Source organism: Thalassobius sp. MITS945101 (assembly GCF_047123305.1).
Taxonomy (GTDB): domain Bacteria; phylum Pseudomonadota; class Alphaproteobacteria; order Rhodobacterales; family Rhodobacteraceae; genus Thalassobius.
Genome location: NZ_CP138918.1, coordinates 1,351,449 through 1,378,345 on the forward strand (window position 1 = coordinate 1,351,449; position 26,897 = coordinate 1,378,345).

General features: G+C 60.7%; 26 protein-coding genes and 1 riboswitch. Of the genes, 9 read left to right on the forward strand and 17 right to left on the reverse strand.

Translation table 11 applies throughout. The annotated features are described in order from the left end of the window. Nucleotide 1: 1 nt before the first annotated feature. The gene (gene pbpC, locus SIC14_RS06825; protein ID WP_412565072.1) at nucleotides 2-2,047 is read left to right on the forward strand and encodes a penicillin-binding protein 1C; all 2,046 of its coding nucleotides are present in this window, start codon (nucleotides 2-4) and stop codon (nucleotides 2,045-2,047) included. A 72-nt stretch (nucleotides 2,048-2,119) separates the two neighbouring features. Here pbpC and SIC14_RS06830 read toward each other — a convergent pair whose 3' ends face one another. The 3 genes from SIC14_RS06830 to SIC14_RS06840 all read right to left on the reverse strand — a co-directional run bounded on the left by SIC14_RS06830 (nucleotide 2,120) and on the right by SIC14_RS06840 (nucleotide 4,720). Beyond that, nucleotides 2,120-3,298, reverse strand: coding sequence for an acetyl-CoA C-acyltransferase family protein (locus SIC14_RS06830; RefSeq protein ID WP_412565073.1), 1,179 nt, complete (start codon nucleotides 3,296-3,298; stop codon nucleotides 2,120-2,122). Between the two features lie 83 nt (nucleotides 3,299-3,381). Next, entirely contained in the window at nucleotides 3,382-4,116 is a 735-nt protein-coding gene (locus SIC14_RS06835; protein ID WP_412565074.1) for a metallophosphoesterase family protein, read from the reverse strand. A gap of 136 nt (nucleotides 4,117-4,252) precedes the next feature. Beyond that, nucleotides 4,253-4,720: an Lrp/AsnC family transcriptional regulator gene (locus SIC14_RS06840; RefSeq protein WP_412565075.1), complete on the reverse strand. Its 468-nt coding sequence runs from the start codon at nucleotides 4,718-4,720 to the stop codon at nucleotides 4,253-4,255. 92 nt (nucleotides 4,721-4,812) lie between these two features. Between SIC14_RS06840 and SIC14_RS06845 the strand changes: the two genes are divergently transcribed. Then, complete coding sequence (locus tag SIC14_RS06845) at nucleotides 4,813-5,718, forward strand: EamA family transporter (protein WP_412565076.1); 906 nt, start codon at nucleotides 4,813-4,815, stop codon at nucleotides 5,716-5,718. A gap of 66 nt (nucleotides 5,719-5,784) precedes the next feature. Here SIC14_RS06845 and serA read toward each other — a convergent pair whose 3' ends face one another. Together serA and SIC14_RS06855 are read right to left on the reverse strand one after the other, a co-directional pair. After that, on the reverse strand, nucleotides 5,785-7,380 hold the full coding sequence (serA, locus tag SIC14_RS06850; RefSeq protein WP_412565077.1) for a phosphoglycerate dehydrogenase: 1,596 nt from the start codon (nucleotides 7,378-7,380) through the stop codon (nucleotides 5,785-5,787). Between the two features lie 88 nt (nucleotides 7,381-7,468). After that, entirely contained in the window at nucleotides 7,469-8,617 is a 1,149-nt protein-coding gene (locus SIC14_RS06855; RefSeq protein ID WP_412565078.1) for a phosphoserine transaminase, read from the reverse strand. Between the two features lie 252 nt (nucleotides 8,618-8,869). Here SIC14_RS06855 and serB point away from each other — a divergent pair, with 252 nt between their 5' ends. From serB to SIC14_RS06870, 3 genes are all read left to right on the forward strand, one after another. Continuing rightward, entirely contained in the window at nucleotides 8,870-9,745 is an 876-nt protein-coding gene (gene serB, locus SIC14_RS06860) for a phosphoserine phosphatase SerB (RefSeq protein ID WP_412565079.1), read from the forward strand. Nucleotides 9,746-9,776: 31 nt separating this feature from the next. Then, nucleotides 9,777-10,538, forward strand: a complete 762-nt coding sequence (locus SIC14_RS06865) for a TSUP family transporter (RefSeq protein ID WP_412565080.1) — start codon at nucleotides 9,777-9,779, stop codon at nucleotides 10,536-10,538. A 115-nt stretch (nucleotides 10,539-10,653) separates the two neighbouring features. Continuing rightward, a complete protein-coding gene (locus tag SIC14_RS06870) occupies nucleotides 10,654-10,965 on the forward strand; it encodes a YciI family protein (RefSeq protein WP_412565081.1) in 312 nt (103 codons plus the stop codon). Between the two features lie 72 nt (nucleotides 10,966-11,037). Here the strand turns inward: SIC14_RS06870 and SIC14_RS06875 are convergent, their stop codons facing one another. Both SIC14_RS06875 and SIC14_RS06880 read right to left on the reverse strand, forming a co-directional pair. Continuing rightward, nucleotides 11,038-11,484, reverse strand: a complete 447-nt coding sequence (locus SIC14_RS06875; protein WP_412565082.1) for a 6,7-dimethyl-8-ribityllumazine synthase — start codon at nucleotides 11,482-11,484, stop codon at nucleotides 11,038-11,040. Nucleotides 11,485-11,569: 85 nt separating this feature from the next. Further along, a riboswitch (FMN riboswitch) is annotated at nucleotides 11,570-11,720 on the reverse strand. 46 nt (nucleotides 11,721-11,766) lie between these two features. Next, nucleotides 11,767-13,029 carry a lytic murein transglycosylase gene (locus SIC14_RS06880; protein WP_412565083.1) on the reverse strand — a complete coding sequence of 421 codons (1,263 nt, stop codon included), beginning with the start codon at nucleotides 13,027-13,029 and terminating at the stop codon, nucleotides 11,767-11,769. A 157-nt stretch (nucleotides 13,030-13,186) separates the two neighbouring features. Between SIC14_RS06880 and SIC14_RS06885 the strand changes: the two genes are divergently transcribed. Beyond that, entirely contained in the window at nucleotides 13,187-13,603 is a 417-nt protein-coding gene (locus tag SIC14_RS06885; protein WP_412565084.1) for a DUF1801 domain-containing protein, read from the forward strand. A gap of 5 nt (nucleotides 13,604-13,608) precedes the next feature. On the opposite strand, the gene rnr is transcribed toward SIC14_RS06885, so the two are convergent. From rnr to dapE, 4 genes are all read right to left on the reverse strand, one after another. Then, nucleotides 13,609-15,876 (reverse strand): ribonuclease R, encoded by a 2,268-nt coding sequence (rnr, locus tag SIC14_RS06890; RefSeq protein ID WP_412565085.1) that lies wholly within the window; start codon nucleotides 15,874-15,876, stop codon nucleotides 13,609-13,611. A gap of 77 nt (nucleotides 15,877-15,953) precedes the next feature. After that, a complete protein-coding gene (locus tag SIC14_RS06895) occupies nucleotides 15,954-16,535 on the reverse strand; it encodes a TIGR04282 family arsenosugar biosynthesis glycosyltransferase (RefSeq protein WP_412565086.1) in 582 nt (193 codons plus the stop codon). Between the two features lies 1 nt (nucleotide 16,536). Continuing rightward, the gene (locus tag SIC14_RS06900) at nucleotides 16,537-16,959 is read right to left on the reverse strand and encodes a GNAT family N-acetyltransferase (RefSeq protein ID WP_412565087.1); all 423 of its coding nucleotides are present in this window, start codon (nucleotides 16,957-16,959) and stop codon (nucleotides 16,537-16,539) included. Next, a complete protein-coding gene (dapE, locus tag SIC14_RS06905) occupies nucleotides 16,956-18,116 on the reverse strand; it encodes a succinyl-diaminopimelate desuccinylase (RefSeq protein WP_412565088.1) in 1,161 nt (386 codons plus the stop codon). Before dapE ends, SIC14_RS06900 begins: the two co-directional genes overlap by 4 nt. Before the next feature lie 305 nt (nucleotides 18,117-18,421). On the opposite strand from dapE, the gene SIC14_RS06910 reads away from it, so the two are divergent. Together SIC14_RS06910 and SIC14_RS06915 are read left to right on the forward strand one after the other, a co-directional pair. Beyond that, nucleotides 18,422-20,017, forward strand: a complete 1,596-nt coding sequence (locus SIC14_RS06910) for a Hint domain-containing protein (protein ID WP_412565089.1) — start codon at nucleotides 18,422-18,424, stop codon at nucleotides 20,015-20,017. Beyond that, nucleotides 20,001-21,110: a Hint domain-containing protein gene (locus SIC14_RS06915; protein ID WP_412565090.1), complete on the forward strand. Its 1,110-nt coding sequence runs from the start codon at nucleotides 20,001-20,003 to the stop codon at nucleotides 21,108-21,110. Before SIC14_RS06910 ends, SIC14_RS06915 begins: the two co-directional genes overlap by 17 nt. A gap of 21 nt (nucleotides 21,111-21,131) precedes the next feature. Here the strand turns inward: SIC14_RS06915 and SIC14_RS06920 are convergent, their stop codons facing one another. The 3 genes from SIC14_RS06920 to SIC14_RS06930 form a co-directional block, all read right to left on the reverse strand. Then, nucleotides 21,132-21,506, reverse strand: coding sequence for a hypothetical protein (locus SIC14_RS06920; RefSeq protein WP_412565091.1), 375 nt, complete (start codon nucleotides 21,504-21,506; stop codon nucleotides 21,132-21,134). A gap of 61 nt (nucleotides 21,507-21,567) precedes the next feature. Further along, nucleotides 21,568-21,939 (reverse strand): YHYH protein, encoded by a 372-nt coding sequence (locus SIC14_RS06925; protein WP_412565092.1) that lies wholly within the window; start codon nucleotides 21,937-21,939, stop codon nucleotides 21,568-21,570. Continuing rightward, nucleotides 21,846-22,331, reverse strand: coding sequence for a hypothetical protein (locus tag SIC14_RS06930; protein WP_412565093.1), 486 nt, complete (start codon nucleotides 22,329-22,331; stop codon nucleotides 21,846-21,848). The genes SIC14_RS06925 and SIC14_RS06930 overlap by 94 nt, the downstream gene beginning before the upstream one ends. Nucleotides 22,332-22,615: 284 nt before the next feature. Here SIC14_RS06930 and SIC14_RS06935 point away from each other — a divergent pair, with 284 nt between their 5' ends. Next, nucleotides 22,616-24,184, forward strand: a complete 1,569-nt coding sequence (locus tag SIC14_RS06935; RefSeq protein WP_412565094.1) for a choice-of-anchor L domain-containing protein — start codon at nucleotides 22,616-22,618, stop codon at nucleotides 24,182-24,184. A gap of 143 nt (nucleotides 24,185-24,327) precedes the next feature. On the opposite strand, the gene dapD is transcribed toward SIC14_RS06935, so the two are convergent. From dapD to SIC14_RS06950, 3 genes are all read right to left on the reverse strand, one after another. Next, nucleotides 24,328-25,155 carry a 2,3,4,5-tetrahydropyridine-2,6-dicarboxylate N-succinyltransferase gene (gene dapD, locus SIC14_RS06940; RefSeq protein WP_412565095.1) on the reverse strand — a complete coding sequence of 276 codons (828 nt, stop codon included), beginning with the start codon at nucleotides 25,153-25,155 and terminating at the stop codon, nucleotides 24,328-24,330. 80 nt (nucleotides 25,156-25,235) lie between these two features. After that, on the reverse strand, nucleotides 25,236-26,222 hold the full coding sequence (gene bioB, locus SIC14_RS06945) for a biotin synthase BioB (RefSeq protein ID WP_412565096.1): 987 nt from the start codon (nucleotides 26,220-26,222) through the stop codon (nucleotides 25,236-25,238). Beyond that, the gene (locus SIC14_RS06950; protein ID WP_412565097.1) at nucleotides 26,215-26,793 is read right to left on the reverse strand and encodes a biotin transporter BioY; all 579 of its coding nucleotides are present in this window, start codon (nucleotides 26,791-26,793) and stop codon (nucleotides 26,215-26,217) included. The genes bioB and SIC14_RS06950 overlap by 8 nt, the downstream gene beginning before the upstream one ends. Nucleotides 26,794-26,897 lie beyond the last annotated feature (104 nt).

Sequence of the window (26,897 nt, forward strand, 5' to 3'; positions counted from 1 at the left end):
AATGAAACGGTATCTTCCTTTTCTTCTTGTCGCGCTCCTCTGGGGCGCGGCGGGGCTGCGGGATGCGGCGGGGCGGTGGGTTGAAAACACTGTGATCCCGCCTTTGGCGCTGGAACACTCGACCGAGGTGCGTGACCGCAACGGCGTGTTGCTGCGTGCCTATACGGTGGCGGATGGGCGCTGGCGCCTGCCGGTGACGCTGGCGCAGGTGGATCCGGATTTTGTCGATCTGTTGCTGACCTATGAGGACCGCCGTTTCCACACCCATGCCGGTGTGGACGCCCGAGCAATGCTGCGGGCGGCGTGGCAGGCAGTGCGCAATGGGCAGGTGGTTTCTGGCGGCTCTACCCTGACGATGCAGGTGGCCCGTTTGCTGGAAGATGGCACCACCGGGCGCTGGGCGGGCAAAATGCGCCAGATCCGACTGGCGCTGGCGCTGGAACAACGGCTAAGTAAAGAAACCATCCTGACCCTGTACCTGAACCTTGCGCCCTATGGCGGCAACCTGGAGGGGATCCGCGCTGCTTCGCTGGCTTATCTGGGCAAAGAACCCCTGCGCCTGACCCCGGCTGAGGCCGCACTGTTGGTCGCTTTGCCACAATCCCCTGAGGCGCGGCGGCCCGACCGCTTCCCAAATCGCGCCGAGGCCGCAAGAGAGCGCGTATTGCTGCGCGGTGCGCGTTTCGGGCTGCTGGATGCCGACGACCTGCATGTGGCGCGTTTCGATCCAGTGCCCGACAGCCGACAGCCCTTTCCAGCGCTTGCCCCTCATGCCGCAGATCATGCCCGTGCGGAGGCCCCGGACCGGCAGAGGCTGGACCTGACGCTGGATGCGGGCTTGCAACAAGAGGTTGCCTTTCTTGCCAAAACCGCTCTTCGTGGACGGGAAGAACCGCTTTCGATCGCGATCCTCATTGCAGATCACCGCAGCGGCGCGGTCCTTGCTGCGGCAGGATCAGCTGCCTATGCGGCAGGGCGGGGGCAGGGTTTTGTCGATATGACGCGGGCGGTACGGTCGCCAGGATCAACCCTGAAACCCCTGGTTTATGCGTTGGCTTTTGATCAAGGCCTTGCCCATCCCGATACGTTGATTGATGACCGTCCCGCTGCCTTTGGCAGCTATGCGCCGCAGAACTTTGACGGGGCGTTTCGCGGCGAACTGAAAGTGGCCGAAGCGCTGCGCCAATCGCTGAACATTCCCGTTGTATTGCTGACCGAAGAGCTGGGCCCGCCCCGTTTGATGGCGGCGCTGCGGGTGTCTGGCGCTGACCCGAAACTGCCCGGCGGCAAACCCGGACTGGCGGTGGCACTGGGCGGTGTGGGGGTGACGCTTTGGGATCTGGTGCAGCTTTACGGTGGATTGGCAAATGGCGGGCAGGCCATCGCTCTGCATCAATCCGGCACATCCGAAGCCGGCGGTCAGATCGTCAGCCGCGCCGCCGCCTGGCAGGTGGGGCAGATCCTAGCGGAACTGCCACCACCACGCGGGGCAGCCCATTGGCGGATTGCCTATAAGACGGGCACCTCTTACGGCCACCGTGACGCCTGGGCGATTGGCTATGACGGGGAGCATGTGATCGGGGTCTGGATCGGTCGCCCTGACGGCACGCCAGTGCCGGGGGTGTTTGGCGGGGATCTGGCAGCTCCGGTGCTGTTTGAAGCGTTCCAGCGTCTGAAACCAGCGCCTGCCCCTTTGCCTCCGCCGCCGCCGGAGACCTTGATCCTAGGCACCGCCGCCTTGCCAGAGGCATTGCAGCGGTTCCGTGGACGTCGGGCGCTGTTTGAACACGCCGCCGACGCGCCGAAGCTGGCGTTCCCCCCAAACGGGGCGCGGATTGATCTGGCTGGTTCCGGTGCGGATATGGGGCTGGTTGCAAAACTACGCGACGGGCAGGCGCCGTTCACATGGCTGGCCAATGGTGCGCCGGTTCTGGTGGGCAGCCATGCCCGCGAAGTGGATCTGGGGGATCCGGGCAGCGGGTTTGTGACGTTGACGGTGATTGACGCCAAAGGCCGGTCCGACCGCGTTGTAGTGCGGGTCGAATAGCGGGGGAGGGGGCTTTGCCCCCTCGGGAACTCCAGGTTCTCTCACCCCCAGGATATTTGGGCCAAGAAGACCTCAGAGCCGTTCAATCGCAACCGCAATGCCCTGCCCGCCGCCAATGCACATGGTGATCAGCGCCTTGGAGCCGCCGATACGTTCCAATTCATGCAGCGCTTTCACGGTGATGATGGCGCCGGTTGCGCCCACCGGATGACCAAGCGCGATGGCACCGCCGTTGGGGTTCACCTTAGCAGCGTCGAGACCAAGGCCTTTGTTCACCGCCAGCGCCTGGGCGGCAAAGGCCTCGTTGCTTTCGATCACATCAAAGTCCGAGATCTTCAGGCCGGTTTTGACCATCAGGTTTTCAACCGCGGGCACGGGGCCGATGCCCATCACCTCGGGGCGCACCCCGGCATGGGCATAGCCCAGCACGCGAGCTTTGGGCTTCAGCCCCGCCTTTTCGGCGGCTTCGGCGCGCGCCATGACCAGTGCGGCGGCACCATCATTGATGCCCGAGGCGTTGCCAGCGGTGACACGGCCGTCTTTTTTGAAGGCGGGGCGCAGACCGGCAAGGATTTCAGGTGTGGTTGAGGGTTTCAGGTGTTCGTCGGTGTCAAAGGCCACCAGTTCACGGCGTTTTTTGACCTCAACAGGGACGATCTGGCCTTTGAAATGGCCGGCCTCAATGGCGGCGGCGGCGCGTTTCTGGCTTTCCAGTGCGAAGGCATCCATATCCGCGCGGCTGATGTCGTTTTCATCCGCGACGTTTTCTGCAGTGATCCCCATGTGACCGGTGCCAAAGGGGCAGTGCAGCGCACCCAGCATCATGTCCAGGGTGCGGACATCGCCCATTTTTGAGCCCCAGCGTTGATCCGGCACAATGTAGGGCGCACGGCTCATGCTTTCGGCACCGCCTGCGATGGCGAAATCCGCATCGCCCAGCATCAGCGACTGGGTGGCCGAAACCACCGCCTGGGCACCGGAGCCGCAGAGGCGGTTCACGTTCATTGCCGGGGTGGTGTCGGGAATGCCCGCGTCCATTGCCGCGATGCGGCTGAGGTACATGTCCCGTGGTTCGGTGTTGATGACATGGCCGAAAACTACATGGCCGATCTGGCCGGGTTCGACACCGGCGCGGGCCATCGCTTCGCGCGTCACGGTGGCGCCCAGTGCGCTGGGTGGGGTGGCAGCCAAAGCGCCGCCAAAGGTGCCGATGGCGGTGCGCACGCCGTCGAGAATTACGATGTCACTCATGAGAGCCTCCCAATCATTGTTTGGTGAGAGGCTAGCGCAAAGCCGCGCTTTTGTCAGAAGGACGTTCCGTCAGATGGGGGACGCTAAAGGCCTGGATCCAGCGGTTGGCGGCCGAAGGGGCCGAGTTCCCAAACACGTGTGCCTTCGATCACGGCCACCGTAATTGGGCGGCCAAACCCTGCGCCTGAATCCAGGTTGACCCGATTGCCGTGGTGTTCGGCGCGTTGCACGGCGGTGTGACCGTGGACCACCAGCCAGGGGTGATTGCCCTGAAACTCCAGAAACTCTTGCCGGATCCAGACCAGATCTTCTTCTGTTTGTTCTGCCATCGGCAGACCGGGGCGGATCCCGGCATGGACAAACATCAGCTTGCCCGCCTCATGCCAAAAGGGAAGGCGGCGGAGGAATTCGAGGTGACGATAGGGGATGTGTTCCAGCGCATTGTTGTGCAGGTCGTCGGGGTCCGACAGCGTCAAGTCGGTGCCATAGCTTGCCAGGGTCGCCGCGCCGCCCATTTGTGAGGTCAGGTAGGACAGCCCCAGTTTGGTGCGCGGATGGAACAGTTCACCCTCTTCCAGAAAAGCCTGGAACATTGCGTCGTGATTGCCCTTCAGAACCACCCAGTTGCGGTCCTCGGCCTGCCCCTGTTCCAACCGGTCGATTACACCGCGGCTGTCGGGGCCACGATCCACCAGATCGCCCAGAAACACCACCTGCGCCTCTGGCCCACCATCCTTTTCGATCAGGCCAAGGGCATGGTCCAATTGGTCGAGATGCCCGTGAATATCGCCGATGGCGTAAATGGGTTCAGAAGACATAAGGGGTCCTGTCCGGCGACGCTGCGGCTTCAGGATAAGGTGGAACGCCCTGCTGTAAAAGCGGCGGGCGTCATCTTGCGGGAAATGCAGGGAAAAATTCGCGCAGTGTGCAGTTCTTGCATCGCTCCGGGCAGCGTCAGCTTTTCAGATCCTGTCGCAGGCGTGGCGGGACAGGCTGGGATTGCACAACTGAGGAATTGGTTGCGCCAAAGGGGATAAGGCGATCAATCACGGTTTCCATTTCTGCAACGTCGCGGACGTGGGCACGGGCGATGAAACAGTCTTCGCCGGAAATCCGGTCACATTGGGTGATCTGGGGGGTGTCACGAAGGGCCTGCACCATATTCTGCATCTCCCCGGGCAGGGGGCGGGCGCGGATCAGGATCTCTAGGCCATAGCCAAGTGCGGCAGGCGCAATGGTGGCGCAGTATCCGGTGATGACACCGAGGTCTTCCAGACGTTTGACCCGCTCAGCTGTGCTGGGTGCAGACAGGCCAATCCGCCGGGCCAGTTCAGCAAAGCTGATCCGCGCGTCGGCCGAAAGCTCTTGCAGGATGGTTAGGTCAATCCCGTCAAAATCGGAGTGAGGTAATCGAAGGTCCATTGCGGTTTGTGCCTTTGGAAGAGGGTGAAGAGGCCGACAAACGTCTTCGGTTACCCATGTCAGGCCACGATATTGCCTGACATATTGTTCGAATGTCAAATTCCACGCACATTGCCCCGCCGCTCTTTAATCGCGCTGCCGAGACTTTGCCGCCACACCTGTGGTTTGGCGTTTCCGCGGTGTTTCACTACCTTGGGCCCGCCTTTGCGGTCCTGCTGTTTCCTGCCGTCGGGGTCCTGGGGGTGGCTTGGTTCCGGATTGTATCGGCCGCGGCGGTTCTGGCGCTGATCAGCCGACCGTTACAGCATTTCGCAACCGCTGCGCCGCGAGAACGCCTGTTGTTACTGGGTTTGGGCCTGTCTCTGGCGGTGATGAACTGTGCCTTCTATCTGGCATTGGAGCGATTGCCAATTGCGCTGGTGGCAGCCATCGAATTCCTTGGCACTGTGATGGTGGCGCTTTGGGGACTGCGTTGTCGGCGCAACCTGATGGCGCTGGGTCTGACAGTCCTTGGGGTGTTGCTGCTTATCGGGCTGCCGTCGCTCTGGCTGGATTCCGCCTTCACTCTGGATGGAGTCGGTCTGCTTTGGGCGGTGCTGAATGGCGGCTTGTTCGTCTGTTATGTGGTGCTAGGCCATCGGGCTGCTGCAGGCGGGGCGGGCACAGGTGTGGCACGGCTTGGCAGTGCAATGATGATTGCCTGCATTGCTGTCATGCCGATTGGCCTCTGGCAGGCGATGCAGGTTTTTGGCGCCCCTTTGCTGGTGCTGGCAGGCGTAGGCGTGGGACTGTGTTCGTCGGTCATTCCCTATATCTGCGACCAGCTGGCGATGTCACGGCTGCCGCGCCGCAGCTTCGCGCTGATGTTGGCGTTGTTGCCCGCCACGGCAACGGTGATCGGGATGGTGGTTCTGCAACAGCTTCCCAGCGTCGCAGAGGCGGCGGGTGTCCTGCTGGTGATGGCGGGGGTCGCGTTGCATCGGCCGCTGCAGTTCTGAGGGCCTTGAGGCAAGAAGGGCACCGCCGCAGCGATGCCCTTCTCCAATACAATAGTGCTGTCGCGTTTAGGCGACGTCAAATTCCAGCGGTTTAATCTGTTTGAATAGGCCGGTGGCGCCCAGCTGGTTCAGAACCTTCGGTTCCACCTGACCGTCCACATAAAGCAGTGCAATAGCTTCGCCCCCTGCTTCGGCGCGGCCCAGGGTGAAGTTCGCGATGTTCACACCCGCTTCGCCCAGTACACCGCCCAAGGTGCCGATGATGCCCGGCACGTCTTCGTTGGTGGTGTAGAGCATGTGTTCGCCGACCTCGGCATCGATGTTGATGCCTTTGATCTGGATGAAACGCGGTTTGCCATCCGAGAACACGGTGCCGCCGATGGAGCGTTCGCGTTTGTCGGTGACGATGGTCACTTTGATGTAGCCGTCAAAGGCGCCCGACTTGTCCTGATTGGTGGTCGAGATCTGGATGCCTTTTTCCTTGGCAACCACAGGGGCCGATACCATGTTCACGTCCGGGTTGGCTTTTTTCATGATGCCCGCCACAACAGCGCAGTTCAGCGCCGGCAGGTTCATGTCAGAAACGACACCGTCATAAAGGATGTTGATCGCTTTGATCGGTTCATCGGTCAGCTGACCGATGAAGCCGCCCAGATGGCCCGCCAGATCGACCCAGGGGCCCATGACCTTGGCTTCCTCAGCGGTCATCGACGGCATGTTCAGCGCGTTTTCAACAGCGCCGTCCAGCAAGTAGTTCGACATCTGGTCGGCCACCTGCAATGCAACGTTCTCCTGTGCTTCGGTGGTCGAGGCACCAAGGTGCGGGGTGCAGACCACGTTGGGCAGGTTGAACAGCACGTTCTCTTTTGCAGGCTCTACTGCAAAGACGTCAAAAGCCGCGCCTGCAACATGGCCGGATTTCAGCATCTCGGCCAGCGCCTCTTCGTCCACCAGACCACCACGGGCACAGTTGATGATGCGCACGCCTTTTTTGGTCTTTGCGAGGTTTTCGCGGCTCAGGATGTTTTTGGTCTGCTCGGTGAAGGGCACGTGCAGTGTGATGAAGTCGGCACGGGTCAGCAGCTCGTCCAACTCGACCTTTTCGACCTGCATGTCGCGGGCCTTTTCTTCGCTGAGGAAGGGGTCATAGGCGGCGACCTTCATCTTCAGGCCACGGGCGCGGTCACAAACGATGCCACCGATGTTGCCTGCGCCGATGACGCCCAGGGTCTTGCCGGTCAGCTCAACGCCCATGAACTTCGACTTTTCCCACTTGCCAGCATGGGTCGAGGCCGAGGCTTCGGGCAGCTGGCGGGCGACGGCGAACATCATCGCGATGGCGTGTTCAGCGGTGGTGATCATGTTGCCGAAAGGGGTGTTCATGACGATCACACCCTTTTTCGACGCCGCCTCTTTGTCCACGTTGTCGGTGCCGATGCCCGCACGGCCCACCACTTTGAGGTTGGTGGCGTGTTCCAGAATGGTCGGGGTTACCTTGGTGGCCGAGCGGATGGCCAGACCGTCATATTGACCGATGATTTCGGCCAGTTTTTCTTTGTCCTTACCCACGTCGGGCAGGAAATCCACATCAATGCCGCGGTCACGGAAGATCTGAACTGCGGTTTCGCTGAGTTTGTCAGAGACGAGTACTTTGGGAGCCATTTTGAGCGTCCTTTATATCGGGTGACCCAATTGGTTGCGGGTCAGAAATGGGGGAAGGGGCCCGGCCGGTGGCCGGGCTCAAATGGACTTAGCCTTGTGCCGCGATCTCGGCTTCGAAGGCCCATTCCAGCCAGGGTAGCATCGCGGCGATGTCAGCGGTTTCCACCGTGCCACCACACCAGATTCGCAGACCGGCTGGCGCGTCGCGGTAGGCGCCGATGTCCAGCGCGATGTTTTCCGCTTCCAGACGTTTGGCCACAGCCTTGGCGAAGGTGGCGCCATCCTGAATACGTGCGTCGTCGAACTTCAGGCAGACTGAGGTGTTGGAGCGGGTCGCTTCATCCTCGGCCAGGTTGGCAATCCACGGACGGGCATCGCAGAAGTCAAACACCGCTTGCGCGTTGGCGTCGGCGCGGTCCTGTAGGCCTTGCAGACCGCCCACGTCACGGGCCCAATCCAGCGCGACCAGATAGTCCTCAACCGCCAGCATCGAGGGCGTATTGATGGTTGCCCCCGAGAAGATGCCATCAATCAGCTTGCCACCTTTGGTCAGGCGGAAGAGCTTTGGCAGCGGCCATGCGGGGGTGTAGCTTTCCAGACGTTCCACAGCACGGGGGCTCAGCACCAGAATGCCGTGCGCCGCTTCGCCGCCCAGAACCTTCTGCCAGGAGAAGGTGGTCACATCCAGTTTGTCCCAGGGCAGATCCATCGCAAACGCGGCCGAGGTGGCGTCACAGATGGTCAGACCTTCGCGGTCATCTGCGATCCAGTCCGCATTCGGAACGCGCACGCCCGAGGTGGTGCCGTTCCAGGTAAACACAACGTCGTTGTTCTTGGTATCGACGGTCGTCAGATCGACGATCTGGCCGTAGTCGGCGGTTTTCACTTCGGCGTCGATTTTCAGCTGTTTAACAACATCGGTCACCCAACCCGCGCCAAAGCTTTCCCAGGCCAGCATTTCCACGCCACGTGCACCCAAGAGGTTCCACAGGGCCATTTCAACCGCGCCGGTATCGGACGCGGGAACGATGCCGATTTTGTAGTCTGCGGGGATGCCCAGAATCTCGCGGGTGCCTTCGATGGCATCCTTCAACTTGGTCTTGCCAACAGCTGCGCGATGCGAACGGCCCAGAGCGGCGTCCGACAGTTTGTCCAGCGAGAAGGTGGGGATTTTGGCGCAAGGGCCCGAAGAAAAACGCGGATTGGCCGGCCGCGTGGCCGGAGCGTGAGTAGCCATAAATGCTATCCTTCCAGATAAATGCCTCTCGTTGGGGAGAGGTGTCCCACGGACCGAGATAGAGCGCTGCACCGCGGCGAGCAACAGGGAAAATGATCCAAAAGCGGCATTTTGCAGAGTCGTTGCGACGGAAATGTCTACGATCGGAAACTTCGGTTTCTTGCCTGCGGAACCGGTGCGGTGGCGCTGGAAATCACGCGGCACATGGGCTAAGCGGCCTGTAACACGGCCTTACCTTCAGGATTCTGACCCATGTTCATTGCCACCCTGCTGACCAACCCCGCCAAAACAAAATTGGACCCTGCGCTGGTGGAAAACCTACGCAATGCCTGGGGTGGCGGCGATGCGGTTTGGTTGTCGGCGGATGAGGCGGCGGAGTTCACCTTGGCTGAGCAACCCGGCAACCAGTGGGACGTCTGGAAGGACCTGCAGGATCTGGGCGTTGATCTGATTGTGCAGCCGCTTGAAGGGCGTCGCAAAAAGATGCTGCTGGCGGATATGGACAGCACCATGATCCAGCAGGAGTGCATTGATGAACTGGCCGCAGAGGCGGGCATCGGTGAACGTGTGGCTGAGATCACCGCGCGGGCAATGAATGGTGAGCTGGATTTTGAAGGCGCACTGTTGGAGCGTGTCGGTCTGTTGAAAGGTCTGCCCGAAGCGATCATCGAAAAGGTGCTGGCCGAGCGCATCACCTTCATGCCGGGCGGCAAGGCGCTCTTGGCGACGATGAAGGCCAACGGCGGCTATGCGGCGCTGGTCTCAGGCGGGTTCACGGCCTTCACCGCCAAGGTCGCGGCGGAACTGGGCTTTGACGAAAACCACGCCAACACTTTGATCGTTGAGGACGGCGCGCTGAACGGCGATGTGGGCCGCCCGATTCTGGGCAAACAGGCCAAGGTCGACCAGCTGGAACGGATCACCGCCAAGCTGGGCCTGAGTGAGGCGGATGTGATCGCCGTAGGGGACGGTGCAAATGATCTGGGCATGTTGGGCCGGGCGGGCAGCGGTGTGGCGCTCCACGCGAAACCTTCCGTTGCAGCCGAATGTGACATTCGGATCAATCAGGGTGACTTGACGGCGCTGCTGTTTCTGCAAGGGTACGCCCGCGCTGATTTCGCGGCCTGACCTGACCACCTACAATAGATCGAGACCCCCAATGCTTTTTGAATTCAGTGCCGAGGTGCTGGCAATCCTGCTGGCCGCCGCTTTTGTTGCGGGGTTTGTGGATGCCATTGCAGGCGGGGGCGGATTGATCACCCTGCCGGTGTTGATGCTGTCCGGTGTGCCGCCGGTGCAGGCACTGGCCACCAACAAGATCCAAGGCATGTTCGGGGCAGGCACAGCGGCGTTTTCCTATGCCCGCAGCGGCCATGTGGATCTGAAGGCGCAGGCCCCGGCCGCACTGCTGGCGGCGGCGGCCTCCTTTGGTGGGGCGCTTTTGGTCACCGTGCTGCCGACCGAATGGATCCGCTTGATCCTGCCGGTTCTGCTGATCGGGATCGCCCTGTTTTTTGCGCTGCGCCCCGGTCTGGATGACAGCGATCGCAGCCGCCGTATGTCGCCTCTGGTGTTTACGCTGACGGCTGTGCCACTGGTGGCGGGCTATGACGGGTTGCTGGGGCCGGGCGCAGGCAGTTTCTATATGCTCGCCTTTGTTTTGCTATCGGGCTACGGCATTCTGAAGGCGACGGCGCATACCAAACTGCTGAATTTTGCCTCCAATGTGGGCGGGCTGATTGCCTTTGCTCTGGTGGCGCAGCCACTGTGGTTGCTGGGGCTGGCGATGGGTGTGGTGCAGATCGCGGGCGCCCGGTTGGGCGCCAAGATGGCGCTGAAACAGGGGGCGAAGGTCATCAAACCGCTTTTGGTGCTGACCTCTCTCAGCCTTGCGGCCAAGCTGCTGTGGGAAATGTTCTGACCTCACCGATCTGTGAGGGCATCGCATTTGGTGATTTCCGGGAATCGGGCAAGGATAGGGCGGGGCGTTTCTAAGGGGAGGCGGTCCGATCTCTGACCTTATAGGAGGACCAGAAATGCCGAAATTCATGTATATCTATCACGGTGGCAAAGCACCGGAGAGCCCGGAAGAAGGCGCCGAAGTCATGGCGGCCTGGAACGCTTGGTTTGAAGGCATGGGCGCCGCGGTTGTCGACGGGGGCAATCCGGCCGGCATGTCGAAATCGGTGTCTGCCAGCGGTGTGGCTGAGGATGGCGGGGCCAATCCGGTTTCAGGCTATTCCCTGGTCAATGCCGCTGATCACGATGCCGCGGTGGAAATGGCCAAAACCTGCCCGATCCTAAGCGACGGCGGCACGGTTGAGGTTGCCGAGGCAATGGAAATGTGAGCGCGGACCCTTGCCCGTCACACGCGCGGGCAGGGGAGTTTTTTTGAGTATTTCTAGCAAGATGAAAGGCGCTTAGGCGGCTTTCGTGGCGGTCAGGCTGGCGCGGGTCTGACCGATCATCAGCGCAGCACGGGCCGCTTCGCGTCCTTTTTCGACAAAGTGGTCGCGGTAGATCGCCTTGTGATGATCGGTTTCCTGGAAATGATGCGGCGTCAGCGAGACCGATAGCACCGGCACGCCGCTGTCCATACCAGCGCGCATCAGCCCGTCTACAACGGCCTGCGCCACAAAATCATGGCGGTAGATGCCGCCATCCACCACCAGCGCGGCGGCGGCTACAGCGGCGTAACGTCCGGTGTCTGCCAGATCGCGCGCCAGCAGCGGCATTTCAAAAGCGCCGGGCACGTCGAACACATCGACCTGTGCGGTGGGGATCACTTCGCAAAAACCGGCGAGGGCCTGATTTACAATATCGGCATGCCAGTTGGCCTTGATGAAGGCGTAGCGGGTGGATGTCATGTCATGGTCCTTTCCTATCTCGACACATCCCCCCAAGGCGTTGTCACGAACAGGAAAGGCACCTCACCTGCGGGTGGGGCCTTGCTGTCGCTCTCTTCCATCCGGACTGTGACCGTCGGCTCTGGAGTCACACCAGATCTGCTGACCCATCTTCGTAGCGGAAGATGGCGCTCGCGGGCTTCGGGGCTGGCCCCGTTACCGCCGGTGGGGAATTTCACCCCGCCCTGAGAACAGGCGCACCGTGGCAGAGGACGTGCAAAAAGGAAAGGGTGAAATATGGGCCTAGCGGCGCAGCTTTTTCAGCAGTGACAGCGAGGCATAGCCATCCGGCACATCGCCGCGCGCCGATTGGAAGGCGCGGATCGAGGCCAGTGTCATCGGCCCGATCAGCCCGTCCACCCCTTGGGTGTCAAAGCCCTTCTTGGTCAGCAGCGTCTGCATCTCTTTGCGTTCGGCAAAAGTCAGGGCGCGATCGTTGCGGGGCCAGTTGGTTTTGAGCGGGCCGTCGCCCTCCAGACGGTCGGCAAGGTGGCCCACGCCAATCACATATGAGGTTGAGAGGTTGTAGCGCGAAATCACCTGGAAGTTCTTGAACACCATAAAGGCCGCGCCCCTGTGCCCCGCGGGCAGCAGGATCGAGGCGCCACCGTAGTTGGGCACCTTGCCGCCGTTTGCCGAACGCACGCCCAGACGGGCCCACTCGGCAGGGTTTTTCTTGATCTTGCGACTGGCCAGCCCATAGTTGAAACCGCGAGGCAGCGTAACCTCGACCCCCCAGGGTTGGCCGGTGACCCAGCCGTGTTTCTTTAGGTAGGCCGCGGTTGAGGCCAGGGCATCGGCGGGATTGTCCGACCAGATGTCGCGCCGGCCATCGCCGGTGAAATCCACCGCAAAGGCTTGATAAGACGAAGGAATGAACTGCGTGTGGCCCATGGCGCCGGCCCAGCTGCCTTTCAGTTTTGCCGCTGTTGTGTCACCGGTTTGCAGGATCTTGAGCGCCTCGATCAGCTGGCCTTCGAAGAATTTGCCACGCCGGCCGTCATAGGCCAGTGTCGCCAGCGCTTCGATCACATTGTGGTCGCCCCGGTATTCGCCATAGGCGCTTTCCAGACCCCAGACAGCGGTGACAATTTCCTTGTCGACCCCGTAGCTGCGTTCAATCTGGTTGAGCAGACGGCGGTGCTGGCGCAGGGCAGATTTGCCGTTTTTGATTCGTTTGTCCGAAGCCGCACTGTCCAGGTACTCCCATATCGATTTGGTAAACTCACTCTGGTTGCGGTCCCGTTCGATGACCTCTTCGTTGAAATGCACATCGCGAAAGGCGCGGGTCAGGGTGCGATCACTGATCCCCGCCGCGCGGGCGCGGGGCAAGAAGGCTTTTACCCAGCGTTGGAAGCCCGCGTTGACCTTGGTGGTGGTCTCAGTTGTGGTGGGGACAAGCGTGATGGCAGGGCGGGCCACGGGACGCAGAGAAACCTCAACCGGTTTTGCCAGCGCCGGCAAAGCGGTGACAGCCAATGTGGTTGCGAGTGCCAGATGTTTCATATGCCTGTGCCCTTTTCCTATGCCCCTCTTGTGGTGGCTTCTTTTCCCTAAGGTGGGGTGGCCCCAGCCCAGTGGCAAGGGGGCAGTTCTTCGGTGGCATGTTTCGGCTGGATTTGGCGGGCTTGGCGGCGGAGGTCGGCGGGGTTAGGCTTGGCCCATGCTGGATCAGGACAAACGCCCCCCCGACTTTGCCACCGCTGCCGTTCAGGCGGCTTATGATGCGATGCCGGAAGAGGCGCAGCGCGGGGCGCTGGCCCTGCGCCGGTTGATCTATCAGGTGGCGGGTGACATTCGCGGCCTGACTGGGCTGGAGGAATGTCTGAAGTGGGGCCAACCGTCCTATCTGACGCGGCCCAAAGGCATGGGCACCACTATCCGAATCGGCCAGCCCAAGGTGGGCGGTTTTGCGATCTATGTGCATTGCCAGACCAAGGTGATTTCCAGCTTTGCCGAGGCTTTTCCGGGGATGGACCAGATTGAGGGCAATCGGGCTGTGCTGTTTCAAGATGAGCGCCAGATTGATGCCGGTCGGCACGGGCAGTTGATCCACCACGCGCTGACCTATCATCTGTAACGGACTTAGCTGCGCCGGGTGCGTTTGACCTTGCGCTGCACCTTTGCGGTTTTCTTTTTGGCGCGGTTCAGCTTGCGTTTGCCGGGGCGGCCCTTGCGGTAATTGCCCCCGCGGCCCGACCGCGGTACCTCTTCGCCTTCGACGGTGATCAGCTCCAGCGCAACCGATCCTGAAACCGGCGCGGTTTCGGTCAGTTTGACCGTTACTCGTTGTCCCAAAGCAATTGTGAAACCCGTGTCGGACCCCACCAAAGTGCCGGCTTCACGGTCAAAGTGGAAAAACTCGCTGCCCAGGGTGCGCACCGGAACCAGACCATCCGCACCGGTATCATCCAGCCGGACAAAGGCGCCGTATTTGGCGATACCGTTGATCCGGCCGGTAAACTCATTGCCCACCCGCTCGGACAGGAAGGCTGCCAGATAGCGATCGGTGGTGTCCCGCTCCGCCATCATCGAACGGCGCTCGGTCTCACTGATGTGGTTGGCGGTCTGTTCCAGATCCTGCGCGTCGGCGGCGGTCAGCCCGTCTTCGCCCCAGCCATGAGACGAGACCAAGGCGCGGTGTACGATCAGGTCCGAATAGCGGCGGATCGGCGAGGTGAAATGCGCGTAACTGCGCAGCGCCAGACCGAAGTGGCCAAAGTTCGCGGGGCTGTAATAGGCCTGCGTCATTGACCTGAGTGTCGCGATGTTGATCAGCTCAGCAAAATCGGTGTCCTGTGCGGCGTTGAGCAACCGGTTTAGGTGGCTGGTCTTCAGGACCTGGCCTTTGGCCAGTGTCAGATCCGCCGTGGCTGCGGTTTCGCGCAGAGCGTCCAGTTTTTCGACGCTGGGCTCTTCATGCACACGGAACAACAGCGGAGACTTTTTCGCCGTCAGGGTCTCCGCGGCTGCCACATTGGCGAGGATCATGAACTCCTCAATCAGCTTGTGGGCATCCAGCCGGTCGCGGAAATTGACGCTGACCACCTCGCCAGCGTCCGACAGTTCCACCTTGCGTTCCGGCAGGTCCAGATCCAGCGGCTGACGGCGGGCGCGGGCTTTGACCAGCAGCGTATAGGCGTCATAAAGCGGATCAATGACCTGATCCATCAGCGGGGTGCATTTCTCGTTCACCTCACCGTCACGCGCTTTCTGAACCTCTTGGTAGTTCAGCGACGCAACCGAGCGCATCAACCCACGCACAAAGCGGTGGCCGATTTTTTCGCCCTTAGCGTCGATCTGCATGCGCACCGCGATACAGGCGCGCGGCACCCCTTCGTGGAGCGAGCAGAGATCGCCTGACAGGCGGTCCGGCAACATCGGCACCACCCGGTCTGGGAAGTAACTGGAGTTGCCCCGTTTGCGGGCCTCTCGATCCAGCGCCGAACCCGGCGTGACGTAATGGGCGACATCCGCAATGGCGACCCAGATGACATAGCCGCCTTCGTTCTTCGGATCATCATCCTCATGTGCCCAGCAGGCGTCATCGTGATCGCGTGCATCGGCCGGGTCGATGGTGACCAGTGGCATTTCGCGCATGTCTTCGCGGTCGCGCAAAGGCGCAGGTTTACGGCCATCCGCCTCAGCGATCACCGCATCGGGGAAATCATCCGGGATCCCGTGTTGATGGATGGCAATCAATGACACGGCCTTGGGTGCGGTTGGATCGCCCAGACGGTTTACTATGCGGGCACGTGGCAGGCCCATGCGGCCTTTGGGGCCGGATTGCTCGGCCTCGACCAACTCGCCTTCTTTGGCGCCATTTACGGCACCTGCGGGGACAAGCCATTCCTTTTGATCGCCTTTGTCGATCGGCAGGATGCGACCCCCCTCGGCTGATTTGCGGAATACCCCCAGTACCCGTTGCGGGTTGGTGCCGATGCGACGGATCAGCTTGGCTTCATATTGATGCGCCTCGCCCTGCACCCCTGTCAGGCGGCCAAGGATGCGGTCGCCGGGCCCAATCGCCGGATCCGAGGCCCGTAGTGCCATCAGGATTTTCGGCTCTGGCCCTTCACCCTGCCATTCCATTGGACGGGCAAAAAGATCACCGTCGCTGTCGGCCTCGCTGACCTGAATGACCGAAACCGGCGGCAACTTGTCGGGATCGCGGAAGGTTTTCTTGCGCTTCTGCAGATGACCTTCGGCCTCCAGCTCTTTCAGCAGGCGTTTGAGGTCGATCCGCGCAGCCCCTTTGATGCCAAAGGCTTTGGCGATGTCACGTTTCGAGGTGAGGGTCGGGTGGTCCGAGATCCATTGCAGGACCTCGTCCTTGGTTGGCAGCTTGCTCATAAGGCGCAGGTAGCACGGCTGCGCGGGGGCGTCACGGGTTTATGCGTTTTGAAAGGCCCTGAGTTTCTAAGCGCCAATTACCTGCTTAACGCTTTCAGATCCGCCAGCGTGTCCACATCCTGCAGCGTATCAACTAAGGCGATACGTTTGCCGGGCAGGCTGGCCCGTGTGTCGGCCAACGCGTATTCGCTGGACCAGCGCACGTTCTGAAACAGGCTGCGGGGGGGGCGCGTGGCTTGTTTCAACCCAATCAGCCAGTAACCGCCATCTGGTGCGGGGCCGAAGCAGGCGTCGTGATCGCCAAGCGCGCGGAAGGCGCGGGCGATATGAGCACGGGTGATGCCGGGGATGTCGGCGCCGATGATGCAGACCGGACCGGGGGCGGTCAGAAACACTCGGCCCATCCGGTCACCCAGATTGCCACGTCCCTGCGGGATGCGCGGCAGATGGGCGGGCCATATACGGCTTCTCATGCCTTCCACATCGGGCGCGACGGCCAGCACCGTGTCCCAGCGCGGGTCTTCGATCCGGCGCAGCAGCGACTGCACCTGATGGCGGAACCACCAGGCGGCAGAGGTCATGCCCAGATCGCGGCCCAATCGGGTTTTCACCCGGCCGGGGCGCGGTTCCTTGACCATGAGGACTAGTTGGGGGCGCATGTCAGAGGCTCAGCTCCATATCGCGGTGCGGGATGCCGGCGTCGTCATAGGTTGGGCCATAGGGGGCAAAGCCCAGTTTGCCGTAGAACCCAAGCGCGTGTTCCTGTGCGCCCAATTCGCAACGGGTCACGCCATCATCCTCTTTGAAATGATCCACGCTGGCGCGGATCAGCGCCGCCCCCAGCCCCGTGCCGCGCCCCGATTTGGCAACACAAACCCGGGTGATTTTACCCGTGATGCCTTTGGTCAGCAGCCGAACCGTGCCAGCGGGAATGCCGTCGATGGTTGCCAGTAGGTGCACCGCCTGATCGTCCAGATCATCCCACTCTTCAGTCTCGTTGATCCCCTGTTCCTCAATGAAAACAGCGCGGCGCAGGTCGAGACAGGGCTGGTAATCAGAGACCGCCGAAATCACCCAGCTCATGCGAAATAGTCCGCCAGAATACGAGTGTAGATCGCCTTAAGCTGGTGAATCTGGTCGATCTCGATCCGCTCATCTACCTGATGCATGGTTTTGCCAACCAGTCCAAATTCCACAACGGGGCAGTGATGCTGCACAAAACGCGCATCCGACGTGCCGCCAGAGGTCGACAGCTCCGGTGTCACACCGGTTTCCGCGACCACTGCGGCACTGACCAGATCGGACAGCGCACCGGGTGGGGTGATGAAGCTTTCGCCGGAGATTTTGATCGTCATGTCGATCTCAACACCGGTTTCAGCGGTCACCTTGTTGACCTCTTCCTGCAACCAATCGCTGACCGACTGGCCAGAATGGGCGTCGTTGAAGCGGATGTTAACGGTGGCGGCACATTTGGCGGGGATCACATTGGTGGCGGGGTTGCCGGTGTCCATCGTCACCACGGCCAGTGTCGATGGGTCGAAGTGATCGGTGCCATTGTCCAACGCATGAGACGACAGCCGGTCCATCAGCCGTGCCATTGCGGGCAGCGGGTTGTTGGCGCGATGCGGATAGGCCGAATGCCCTTGTTTGCCGGTGAACTGGAACCAAGCGGTCAAGGACCCACGGCGGCCGATCTTCATCATTTCACCCATGTGGTTCGGGCAGGTGGGTTCGCCCACCAGACAGACCGACATTTTTTCGTCGTTCTCATCCATCCAGTCCAGCAGCGCGGTGGTGCCGAAATCTGCGTCGCCTTCTTCATCGCCGGTGATCGCCAGCACAACCGATCCGTCAGGGGCCTTGTCGCGCACATAGTCTACAGCGGCGGCGGCAAAGGCGGCCACGCCGGTTTTCATATCGGTGGCCCCGCGGCCCCAAAGCACACCGTCCTCTACCTCTCCGCAGAAGGGCGGTTTGGTCCAGGCGGCCTCATCCCCGACGGGCACCACATCGGTGTGACCGTTGAAACCAAAGGTTTTGGCATGGCCCTTGTCGCCCCAGCGGGCATAGAGGTTGGGAATGCCTTCACGGTCGACGCGGGTGCAGGTAAAGCCGGCATCGCTCAGCAGCGTTTCCAGCAGCACCAGCGCGCCGCCTTCCACCGGGGTGACCGAGGGGCATTGGATCAGCTTGGCCGACAGATCAACGGGGCAAACGGGCGACGGGTGGGATTGCGACATCAGGGGCTCCTTTATCTTGCGCCAAGGGCTAGCGCGTCTGGCCGGCAAGGGCAATCGGCGGCAGGGTTGGGCCAAGCAATCGTGATCCCGACACCACGGAATGCAACACTGACAGAGCGCTGTGAATTCAGACCCTTAACGCGACCGGCGAAACCGTGTATAGCTGGAAAAAAATGTCCCGAGGCAGGACGCAAGACCCAACAGAGGCCAAAAGGCCCGGGTGAGCAGGAAATCGATATCGGACCCAGGCAACAGGCTTGGGCTGCTCTGGCTGCGTGCTGCCCGTTTTGGGTAGGGGTAGAGCTATGCCGGTCGCGCAGGAACTGACGATCAACAACAACGCCAGCGCTGTTCAGATGGCGGAAGAGATCTTTGGGGCAGGGGTCACTGTCACCGATGCCTCCTATTCCGGTGACAGGCGGTCTTCGGGGACCTATTCCGATGGCGATGCGATTTCCGGCGACGTCACGCCGGGCGATACCGGCGTGATCCTGTCAACCGGCCGTACCAGCAACTTCACCCAGAGCAGCGGCTCGACCAACACCAACACCTCTTCCAGCACCTCGACCAACACCCGCGGCGTGAACAATGATGCGGATTTCAACGCGGCGGCTGGTACCCGCACCTATGACGCTTCGATTCTGGAGGTGGAGTTTATCCCCGACGGGGACACGCTGACCCTTCAGTTTGTGTTCTCATCCGAAGAATACCCGGAGTATGTCGACAGCCTCTATCAGGATTTCATCGGTGTCTGGGTCAATGGGCAGCTGGTGGAATTGGGCATTGGCGATGGCGACATCGACCCCAACAACATCAATGCAGGTGACAACGAAAGCCTGTTCATTTCGAACCTGAATGACGAATACAACACCGAGATGGACGGGTTTACCGCCACGCTGACGCTAAAGATGAACGTCAATCCGGACGAGGTGAACACCCTGCGCATCGGCATCGCGGATGTGACCGATTCCAGTTACGACTCGAACTTGCTGATTGCTGGCGACAGTGCGCAGACCGCATTCATTGCCGAAGATGACGTGGTGGATGTGGCGCCCGGTTTTGAGCGCACGGTTGATATTCTGGGCAATGACGGGGACGGCAGCAGCACCCTGACGCTGACCCATATCAACGGTCAGGAAGTTTCGGCCGGGTCCGTGATCACCCTGTCCACCGGCCAGGTGATTGAGGTCAACGGCGACGGCACGATCACTGTACTGGCGGATGGGGATCTGGAAAGTGTGAACTTCTCCTATACGGCAGAAACGCTGGACGGGATCAGCGACTCGGCTTTTGTGACGATCAATCAGGTGCCGTGTTTTGTTGAAGGCACCATGCTGCGCACGCCGGAAGGTGAGATGCCGGTGGAATACCTCAGCGTTGGCAATCTGGTGGAAACCAAGGACAACGGCGCCCAGCCGATCCGCTGGATTGGGTCACGACAGGTTGAAGCGACAGGGGATTTTGCCCCGATTCACATCCGGCGCGGCACCTTTGGTGAACACGCCGACCTTTGGGTCTCTCCGCTGCACCGTGTTTTGCTGCAGGACGCACGCAGTGAGCTGCTGTTTGGTGACAGCGAAGTGCTGGTAGCGGCCAAAGAACTGGTCAACGGCTCCACCGTGCGCCGTGTGGAAGGCGGGCAGGTGACCTACGTACATCTGCTGTTTGATGAACACCAGATTGTCTATTCCGAAGGGCTGGAAAGCGAAAGCTTCCTGCCCGGTCCCCAGATCGTGCATTCGCTGGAACAGGATATCATGGCAGAGATCTGTAAACTGTTTCCCGAGCTGGACCCCGAAACCGGCGAAGGCTATGGCCCTGCCGCCCGTCGGACACTGCGCCATTTTGAGGCGACGTTGCTGAAACGTGTCGGGGATGCCCCCGATGATGAGGTGGCCTGAGATGGGCTGGATCGCGCTTTCGGATCAGAACCGGCAGGTGTTTGACCTGAACGGGATCGGTGCCGCGCGCGGGACTGCCGCCGAAACGCTGGATCCAAGCAGCCTGTTGACCTGTGGTTCGATCCTGTTTGAAATGCGGCTGCCCGGCGATGGACGGCCCCGCAAACTGTTGGGCTATCACCGGGATCACCCCTGGGTCAGCTCCTTTTCTCTGCAAGAACTGCCCACTGGGGGCGTGGCTCTGGTTATCACGCAGGGCCAAGACGTGTTCCACACCGTGTTGGAACATGACGCGGTCACCCAGGCTGAAGAGCTGCGGGTGACCTACAGTTGGGATGCACCCGCCCGCTGGGGCCGTTTGGCAATCGAACGGATCCGCTCGGGCAAAGTGTTCCAGAAAGTGCTGCGAGACCCCAAGCCGTTGTTACTGACGGATCTGCGAGTGATGACGCTGGATCCGTTGCAACGGCAGATGGACCGGGCGGTACAATTCTTTGCCATTTCGACCGAGGTTGAGCCCATCGGCCCGATGCCCGGACTGACCGCGCAGGTGCCGATCCTTACGGCTCAGGGCTACCGCGCCGCGCAGAGCCTGCGACGCGGGGATCTGGTGCGGACCCCGGACGGGCAGTTGGTGCCGGTGCTGCAGGTCATTAAACGCGATGTGCCGGCCCTGGGGTCTTTTGCGCCGGTCCGCCTGCGGGCGCCCTACTTTGGCTTGCAACAGGATATTCTGGTTGGCGCCGAGCAGCGGCTTTGGTCCAGTGGCTCAGCGGTGGAGTATCTGTTTGGCAAGCCGCAGGTGCGTATTCCAGCGGCGCATTTGATCAATGGGGTTTCTGCGATGAAACACCAGCCGCAGGACACGGTGTCTTATTGGCAGATCCTGCTGCCGGGGAACGAACCTTGCGTGGCCGCGGGATCGACATTGGAAACGCTGTTTCTGGGCCGGAACCGGCGCGACAAAGCGCTGATGGCGGCCAGCCTGTTGTCTCATGTGGACCGGTCGCGCCTGCCTGAACATATCACGCCGGGCTTCCCGCTGCTGGATCACTTCGAGGCAATCACCCTGGCCGAACTTCGCGCGGCCTGAAGGGGCAAAGCAAAAGGCCGGTTACTGAACCGGCCCTGCCACGTCATTCAGGTCTTCGCCATCAAAGAATGGCGTCATCTGCGCCACAATGACCGAGTTCTCTTCCAACGCCCGCGCCATCAACTCGCGTTCTTCACCGCTAATGTCATGGCCCTGCTCCAGACGTTCGTCCAGCGTGCCGTAGCCGGTCACATCCAACGGGGCCAGATCGGCCTGTTTCAGGATCGCCACTGTTTCGCGCACGGCCTCGGCCTCATCCACGCCGCTGGCATAGATCATCAGTGCCCCGCCGGTTGCGCCCTCGGGCAAACCGTCGCCGTCTTTGCGGCCAACCTGCACCAGCAGTGTGTAGACCTGCTGACGCGAGGGTTTCTTCTGTTTCTTCTTCTCGCTCATGCTTCGGCAATACGACGATGGGCGGGGCGGATCAAGCGGTTCTGGCCCTGCAGGTGGTGCCTCATGGTCGGCCCAGGAAGTCGCGGCTCACCGTTCCTTTGAAACAGCGCGGGAAAAACGGATAGCTGTCGGTTGCAAAATAGACATAACGCCCGTCCAGCATCGCGCCGTTGCAAGCGTCCAGATTGCCGCTGCCTGCTTTATACACCCAATCCTGCACATAGGTGCCATCATGACGTCCGCCCGGGCCACCGCTGCGGGTGCCGGATTTCAGTTGATAGGCGCTTTGGGCGCGGTCGCCAACATAGTGTATCTCAAACCCGTCCGCCGCATAGCCGATCAGGCTGCCTTGGCCGCTGCCTGTCCAGACGTCGGCGGGGGCGTGGTAGTGATAGAGGCCGCGTTTATCGACATGGGCGTTGGCGTGATCCATGCCCAACAGTCGGCGCCACCCATGCCCTCAACCTGCCAGCCGCTGGCGCGATTGCGGGAAAATCCCCGTCGGCTGGAGGCGTCATAGAACTCGGCAGTGCCCGGCCGCAGCATGATACCTGTCAGAGTGATCCCCGAGGCATTGGTCCGCGTCACGGTCCGGCTGGTGCGTTCCGGTGTGGCGTCGACACAGACTTTCAAATTCTGCGCTTTGAACCGGTTGGGATTGCCACGGGTGGGAAATTGGCCAATGGAATGATCAGGTGTCCCATTGGACAGAATGCAGCGTTGGTCTCCGGAAACCGTGATCTGCGCCTCATTGTCATGGGCGCGGGCGGTTTGCGCGGCGAACCCGGAAAGAATCGCTGCGGAGAGGAAAATGGCACGAATCATGAAAGCCTCCTGTCGAAATCGTCGAATTTGATACGCCGAGGTTGCGCAATTCCGTCGCAGTAGGCCCGTTTAATTCAAAGCTACTCGGCCACAAGTTGCTTTTCACTCGTGTTTGGTTCGCCAAAAAAGGGTTTTGGGCGCTTGTTTTCCATCCCTTTGTCTAGGTCGCCATACCAAATCCCGGGCGAGTCTCCCCCTTTGCAGACCCTGCGTAAGAAGTGGGTGAATGATAACCTCCTGTTATTGAATTTTTTGCAAAGTGATGAGTGTCAGAGGTTGGGGATATGGTAGCAGCGCAAGAACTCAGCATAAACACGGATGCATCTGCCCTGCAGATGGCCGATGCTATGTTTGGCTCCGGGATTGAGGTCAAAAGTGCGACCTACACTGGGGACGATGACTCTTCTGGAATCTATTCAGGTGCCACCGAAACCATGCCGGGTGTGGCGCCTTCGGACAATGGTGTGATCCTGTCGACCGGCCACGCAACGGACATCACCAACAGTTCCGGTGAGGCAAACCAAACTGCGGACACCACAACCGACACTTCTGGTGTAGATGGTGATGCGGGGCTCAACGCGATCGCGGGCATGGACACCTATGACGCCGCGATCTTTGAGGCGACCTTTGTGCCGGACGGCAATGTGCTGTCGATGCAGTTGACCTTTTCCTCCGAGGAATATCTGGAATGGGTCGATTCCGGCTACAACGATGCCGTCGGCATCTGGGTCAACGGCGTGCAGGCAGAGCTGACATTCGGCGACAGTGAGATTTCGATTGATGAAATCAACCCTGACAGCAACTCGGACTGGTATGTCGACAACGCTGATGACCAGTACAATACCGAAATGGATGGGATGACTATCACACTGACCCTGCGGGCCCCCGTGACCCCGGGTGAAGAAAACACCATACGGATCGGCATCGCCGACGCCGGTGACAGCAAATATGACAGTAACCTGATGATCGCAGGTGACAGCGTCCAAACGGCCGTGGTGGTGAACGATGACGTGATCAGCGTCGGCTTGGGCGACGAACAGGATCTGGATGTTCTTGCCAATGATATGAGCTATGAGGGCGGTACGCTGACCGTCACCCATATCAATGGTCAGCCGCTGGTTGAGGGCAATGTGATCACCCTGAACTCCGGTGTGCAGATCAGCCTGAATGACGACGGCACGCTGAACATTGTTGGCGCTGACGAAGAGGATGAGACCACTTTCACCTATTCGGTGGTGGATGATATGGGCAACGAAGGCAGCGGCTATGCAACGGTGAAAACCGTGCCCTGCTTTGTCACGGGCACAATGATCGACACGGCGCGTGGGCGGCTGCCCGTCGAATCGCTGATGCCAGGCGATCTGGTGCTGACCCGGGACCACGGCTATCAGCCGGTGCGCTGGTCGGGCACCTGCAATGTCATCAGCAAAGAAGATAACGCACCGATTGAAATTGCAGCCGGTGCGCTTGGCAATCACGGCGAACTGACGGTGTCCCCACAGCACCGTGTCCTGATGCGTGATCTACGCGCGCAGCTGATGTTCGACGCCAATGAGGTGTTGATCCCTGCGAAACACCTGCTGAATCACCAGACCGTGCGCCGCAAACCGGTGGGGGAGCGTGTGACCTATGTGCATGTGCTGTTTGACCGCCACGAAGTGCTGCGTTCCAACGGCATGTGGACCGAAAGCTACCTGCCCGGCCCCGAGGCTGGCACCGGCTTTGACGCGGATGTGCAAAACGAGATTCTGTCTCTTTTCCCGCAGCTGGATCTGTCCACGGGCCGCGGCTACGGCCCCGCGGCGCGGCTGTCGTTGAGAGAGTTTGAAACCCAAGCCCTGCTGGCGTCCTGAACGCTATGCCAAATCGGCTGCCCCGGATCGAGCAGTGAACTGCAGCGGCGCCCTTCGGGGCGTCGCAACTGTTTTCGGGCAGGCACAAACAAAAACGGCGCCTGATCAAGGCGCCGTTTTCTATTCCGTGAACTGTCCGAAGATCAGTCGCGCAGCAGCTCGTTGATGCCGGTTTTCGAGCGGGTTTTTTCGTCCACACGTTTCACGATCACCGCGCAGTAGAGGCTGACGCCGTTCTTCGACGGCATCGAACCGGAGACAACAACCGAGTAAGGCGGCACTTCGCCATACATCACTTCGCCGGTTTCACGGTCGACGATCTTGGTCGACTGGCCGATGTAAACCCCCATGCCCAGAACCGAACCTTCGCGGACGATACAGCCTTCAACCACCTCGGAGCGTGCGCCGATGAAGCAGTTGTCTTCGATGATGGTTGGGCCAGCCTGCATCGGTTCCAGCACGCCGCCAATGCCAACGCCACCTGACAGGTGCACGTTTTTGCCGATCTGTGCGCAGGAACCAACGGTGGCCCAGGTGTCCACCATGGTGCCTTCGTCAACATAGGCGCCCAGGTTCACAAAGGACGGCATCAGCACAACGCCAGGGGCCACATAGGCCGACTTGCGTACAATCGCGTTGGGCACCGAACGGAAACCAGCCGCTTTATACTCGGCCTCACCCCAGCCAGCGAATTTGCTGTCGACCTTGTCCCACCAGCTGGAGCCCTGCGGGCCACCGGATTGCAGTTCCATGTCCTTGATGCGGAAGCCCAAGAGAACCGCCTTTTTGGCCCACTGGTTCACGTGCCAGTCGCCGCTCTCCAGTTTTTCGGCAACGCGCAGCTTGCCCGAATCCAGCGCGTTCAGCGTGGTTTCGATGGCATCGCGGGTCTCGCCGGTGGTGGCGGGGGTGATGGTGTCACGGGCGTCCCAGGCGGCTTCGATGGCCTGTTCCAATTGGGCGTTCGACATGGAATGTCCTCTTGTTCAATGCTGCGTTTCGCAACGGCTATAGGCGAGAGACACGGTTTTCGCAATGCGACCGCGCGACCTCATGCGTCCGACAGCGATCCAAGCGCGGCAAACATGTCGCGATCCGCGCCAGTTCCGGCGTTGGGGGCGGTCAGCAACACGTCGCCATAGAACACCGAGTTGGCCCCGGCCAGGAAACACAGCGCCTGTTCCGCGGTGGAGAAATCCGACCTTCCAGCCGACAGGCGGACGCGGGTTTTTGGCATCAGAATACGGGTGGTGGCAACCATCCGCAGCAGATCAAAGGCGGCGACCTTGCCGCGATCCGCCAGCGGCGTGCCCGGGGTAGCGATCAGCGCGTTGATCGGCACGCTTTCGGGATGGGGGTCAAAGTTTGCCAGCACCTGCAACATACTGGCCCGGTCGCGCCAGCTTTCGCCCATGCCGATGATCCCGCCACAGCAAAGATCCAGCCCAGCGTCACGGCAGTACGACAGGGTTTCCAGTCGGTCCTGATAAGTGCGGGTGCCAATGATTTCGCCGTAAAATTCAGGGCTGGTGTCGAGGTTGTGGTTGTACGCTTTCAGGCCCGCCTCAGCCAAGGCTTCGGCCTGATGCGGCTGTAGCATGCCAAGGGTGACGCAGGCCTCCATGCCCAGATCATTCACGCCACGCACCATCTCCAGCACGTTGTCGAACTCCTGCCCGTCCCGCACCTTGCGCCAGGCGGCACCCATGCAGAAACGCTCGGCGCCGGATTGCTGCGCCCGTTTCGCCAGAGAGATGACGTGTTTTGGGTTCATCAGCTTTTCTTTGTCCAGGTCCACCTCTTTGTGGTGGGCGGATTGCGGGCAATAGGCGCAATCTTCGGGGCAGCCACCGGTCTTGATCGACAGCAGACTGGCCTTCTGGATGTCTTCGGGATCGTGGTGGCGTCGGTGCAAGGCGCTGGCCTGCCCAACAAGATCCAGCAAAGGGAGGCGCATCAGCGCCTCCACTTCGTCCACGGTCCAATCCGAACGGATTTCCGCGCGGTCGGATGATGGTTGGGGATTTTGGTCAAACATCCAAAGAGGTCCCGCGGATTTTGTGGCGCCATGCGGGCGGGACACCCAGAACCAGAACAGCGGCCAGGGTGATTTTCACCAGATCACCGGCAATAAACGGCGTGAAGCCCCAGGCCAGCAGTTTGCCTTCGGGGGCAAATTGCGCCAGCCAGCCCAGACCCAGCGTGTAGATCGCAGCCAGACCGGCCAGCATGGCGGGCCAAAGCGCCAGCTTCGGCAGTTTGTCAGCGGCAAAGCCAACAATGGCAGTCGCCACAAGGAACCCTGCCAGATAGCCGCCGGTGCCGCCCAGCATATAGGCCAGCCCAATTCCCTTTTCCGGAGTGCCGGCAAACACCGGCAGCCCTACGGCGCCTGCGATCAGGTAGCCCGCCATCGTTGCGGTGCCGAGGCGGAAGCCATAGGCGGCGGCGATCATCATCAGCGCAGCGACCTGCAGGGTCATCGGCACCGGCCAAAACGGTACCTGAATTTTGGCGCTGACGGTCAAAAGCGCGATGCCCGTGGCGATACGGATCAGCTGGCCCTGAAGGCTCAGGCTGGGGTTGGAGAGTCCGAGAGTGGATTTCATAGCTTTGGGTCCTCCTTTTATAGATAAAAATACCCTATTGCTGTGTTGCATCATTACTATAATAGATAATTTTACAAGCGAGAAAATGACGACAAGGGTTTTGT